Source organism: Microbacterium sp. zg.Y909, from assembly GCF_024626565.1.
The window spans coordinates 1-3874 of sequence record NZ_JANJFJ010000404.1; the positions used below are offsets into that span (position 1 = coordinate 1).

Sequence of the window (3874 nt, forward strand, 5' to 3'; positions counted from 1 at the left end):
GAGCTCGTCGACTGACGAGCGTCCGCTGACCGGCCAGGACGCCACCCCGCGATAGGCTCGCGGGGTGGCGTCCTTCTCGTTCGGCGCGGGCAACGCCGGCAAGCTGGCCCGCATCCCGCTCTACGCGGCCGGTCGCCTCTTCACGCTTCTCGTGCCCCGCGCGCGCGACACCTGGGTGTTCGGTTCCGCCGCCGGTCTGGCCGACGGCGGCTGGGCGCTGTGGCGAGAAGCCGTCGATCGGCACGGCGTGGATGCCACGTGGCTCACCGGCACCGCCGCCGAGGCGCGTGAGGCGCGTGAGCGCGGCATTCGCTCGGTGCCCCGCGGCTCGGTCCGAGGACTGTGGCAGACGGCCCGGGCCCGTGTCGTCGTCGTGACGCACGGTTTGGGCGACGCCAACCGCTACGCCGTCTCGGGCGCGTTCGTGGTGCAGCTGTGGCACGGCATCCCGCTCAAACGCATCGGACTGGATTCGCCCGAGACACTCCGCAGCGGCTTTCTTCCCCGCTCGCGGGCGGTGAGGGCGTTCCTGCGCATCATGTACCGCCGCACCGCGGCGGCCATCGCGGTGCTCCCTGCCGCCTCCGATCTCGTACGCGGACGTCTCGAGTCGGCGTTCGGACTCTACGACGGCCAGGTGGTCGTCACCGGCGAACCCCGCGTCGACGTGCTTTCGATCGGCACCCCCGCCTCCCGTCGTGAGGCGGCGCGCGCGATCATCGCCCGGGCAGTGGGCGCACCGGCATCCGCGTCGCCCGGCACCCGCTGGGTGCTCTACGCCCCGACCTGGCGTGACGGCGATGTGGATCCGTCGATCCCGGACGCCGCGCAATGGCGTCGCATCCAGCAGGTGCTCGAGCGGCACGATGCGACGCTGCTCGTGCGTCCGCATCACCTCGGCGCCGGCCGCTACGCACCGCCCTCGGGCGTCGACCGCGTGCGTCTCATGGGAAGTGACGTCCTCGCCGACGTCACACCGGCCCTGCCTGGCGTCGACGTGCTCATCACCGACTACTCCTCGCTCGCTTACGACGCGGGACTCGTTCCCCTGCCCGTGCTCTTCCTCGCGCCCGATCTCGAAGCGTACGCCGCCCGGCGCGGCTTCTACGGCACCTATGCCGACGTCGCGGGAGCCGACCACGCGACGGACTGGGACGGCGTCTGCGCCAGGCTCGACGTCGTGCTGGCAGACCCCGCGGCCCGCGAGGAGTGCGTGAGCCGATCGCGCCGTCTGAGCGAGCGGATGCACGCGTACCGAGACGGACACAACACCGCGCGGGTGTACCGTGCGATCCGGGCAGGCCTCGCCACACGATCGAAGGGACCGGCATGATCCGAGCACGCCTCATCGCCGAGGACGGTGCCACACTCGAGCTGAGCGGCACGGGACCGCGCCCCCAGCGCGCCGAGCTCGTCGGGCCGCGCGCGCGGGTCACGGCGCGCCTTTCGGGCCGCGGCGCCACATGGCGTGCGGTGTTCCCGCTGCGCGCGTCGCGGTGGGGCGGGCCAGAGCTGCCGTTGCCGACCGGCCGATACGACGTGACGGTCGTCGGCGCCGACGGGGAGCCGATGGATGCCGAGGCCTCGGTGCCGCTCAGCATGCTCGGGACCCTTCGTGCCCAGCTCGACGGCGCCGTGCTGCGGGTCGGACCGCCGGTGGACCCGGCCTACGACTCCGGCGACGGGCAGGCGGCCCTGGAACGCCGGTACGTCACCGGGCGCGGCGAGCTCGAGAACGCCGTGTTCTTCGAGAGCTTCTACGGGCGCAACGCCAGCTGCAACCCGCTGGCGATCGACCGGGAGCTGGCACGTGTGGCGCCTGGCGTGGTGCGGTACTGGAGTGTCGTGGATCTGTCGGTGGCCGTCCCAGAAGGCGCCGTCGCGGTCGTCGAGGGCACCCCGCAGTGGTGGCGCGCCCGAGGGGCGTCCCGCCTGCTGGTGGTCAACGACTGGCTGCGCCGGCGCTTCGAGCGCCGCCGCGGCCAGCGGGTGCTGCAGACCTGGCACGGGACGCCTTTGAAGCGCCTCGCCCTGCATCGACCGGGGTTCGACGCCCGCCGCATGATCGCGGTCGTCCGGGAGGCGCGACGGTGGGATGTGCTGCTCGCACAGAACCCGTACGCCGCTCGCATCATGAAGAAGGCCTATGCCTTCCTCTCGCGGCCGGTGTGGGTCGAGGGTTACCCCCGCAACGACGTCCTCGTCTCGGGCGACGGCGCTGCGACCCGCCGCCAGCTCGGGATCCGAGACGACGAACGCGTGCTGCTGTACGCACCGACGTGGCGCGATGACCGCGAGCAGATGGTGGACTTCGTGGATCCCGTCGAGCTCGCCGCCGCATCCGATGCCGTCGTGCTCGTGCGGGGACACTCGCGCACACTGCTGCCGGGACGGGATGCGACAGGGCCGCGCGTGATCGACGTGACGGCGTTCCCTGACACGGCGCGGCTGCTGCTGGCCGCCGACGCGCTCATCACCGACTACTCCTCGGTCATGTTCGACTTCAGCGTCACCGGAAAGCCCATGTACTTCCTGGTTCCGGATCTCGAGCACTACAGGGGCGAGCTGCGGGGGTTCTACTTCGACCTCGCGTCTCACGCACCCGGCCCGGTGGTGCGCTCGGCGGACGACCTCATCGCGGCGCTGGCCGACGACGGCGTGCCCGCGCAGTACGCCGCGGCGTATTCGGCGTGGCGACGGCGGTTCAACGCGCGCGACGACGGACATGCTGCCGAACGGGTGGTCGCCCGCATCCTCGACCAGGGGTTCGTCGACCGCTGACCGCTCGGACCCTGGGAGGGCTCAGGGGAGGGGGGTGTTGCGGGTGCCCAGCCGGGAGGTGTCCACGGTGTCGTGGGCGCCGCGCAGCACGCCCCCGATGAAGCCGGTGCCCCACGACAGGTGCATCGTCGGGAGCACGGCGAGCGTCCACAGCTTGTCTCGCCACCCTTTGCCGCCACCGCGACCGGCGGCGACGCCGACGACGAGTATCGCGTACGCGATGATCGGCAGGTAGAGCACCGACGCCGCGAGAGACGCCCAGCCGGTGACCACACCGGTCGCCTGCAGCACCGCGAGCAGCAGCGCCAGCACCACCAGCACGACGAGCCCGGGCGGGGCGAAGTAGCGGAGCGAATTGCGTCGGCCGTACCGGCGCACCAGCTCACCGCGCCACTTTCCGGTCGCGAAGAACTGGCGGACCAGTCGCGTCCAGCTCTCGCGCGGCCAATAGGTCACGGCGAGCTCCGGGTCGAACCACACGCGGTAGCCCGCGCGTCGGATGCGCAGGTTCAGCTCCCAGTCCTCGCCCCGCCTCACGGATTCGTCGAACATGCCCACTTCTTCGAGGACCGCCCGCCGCATGACCCCCAGGTAGGCCGACTCCGCCGGTCCCTCGGTTCCGCCGCTGTGGTACGCGCCGCCGCCCAGGCCGATGGGGGAGTTGTACGCGCGTGCGACCGCCCGCTGGAAGGGGGTACGGCCGTCGGCGCGCATGATGCCGCCGACGTTCGCGGCGCGCACCCGCTCGAGAGTCTCGAGGGCACGGCGGGTGTAATCCCCGGTGAGCTCGGAGTGCGCGTCGACGCGCACGATCGTGGGGTACCGGCCGGCCCGGATGGCGAGGTTCAGCCCCACCGGGATGTCGGCGGCGGGGTTGTCGACCAGGACGATCCGGGGGTCCGCCGCGGCCAGCCTTCGCGCGAGCTCGGTCGTGCCGTCGCTCGAGGGCCCGAGGGCCAGCACCAACTCGACGGGGCGACCGGCGAGGTCCTGCTCGAGCACGGTGCGCACCGCCCGCTCCAGGTACGCCCGCTCGTTGAGCACCGGCATGACGAAGGTGACTCCGGCATCGGCTGCCACGACGGGCGCGTCC

3 protein-coding genes are annotated in these 3874 nt (G+C 72.3%); 2 read left to right on the forward strand and 1 reads right to left on the reverse strand.

Features of this window, described 5'->3' with window-relative positions; translation table 11 throughout:
- The first annotated feature begins 64 nt into the window (after nucleotides 1–64).
- Complete coding sequence (locus NQ160_RS20170; protein WP_257516889.1) at nucleotides 65–1333, forward strand: CDP-glycerol glycerophosphotransferase family protein; 1269 nt, start codon at nucleotides 65–67, stop codon at nucleotides 1331–1333.
- Nucleotides 1330–2781, forward strand: coding sequence for a CDP-glycerol glycerophosphotransferase family protein (locus NQ160_RS20175; RefSeq protein WP_257516890.1), 1452 nt, complete (start codon nucleotides 1330–1332; stop codon nucleotides 2779–2781). Before NQ160_RS20170 ends, NQ160_RS20175 begins: the two co-directional genes overlap by 4 nt.
- A 21-nt stretch (nucleotides 2782–2802) precedes the next feature.
- On the opposite strand, the gene NQ160_RS20180 is transcribed toward NQ160_RS20175, so the two are convergent.
- On the reverse strand, nucleotides 2803–3861 hold the full coding sequence (locus tag NQ160_RS20180) for a glycosyltransferase family 2 protein (protein WP_374113688.1): 1059 nt from the start codon (nucleotides 3859–3861) through the stop codon (nucleotides 2803–2805).
- Nucleotides 3862–3874 lie beyond the last annotated feature (13 nt).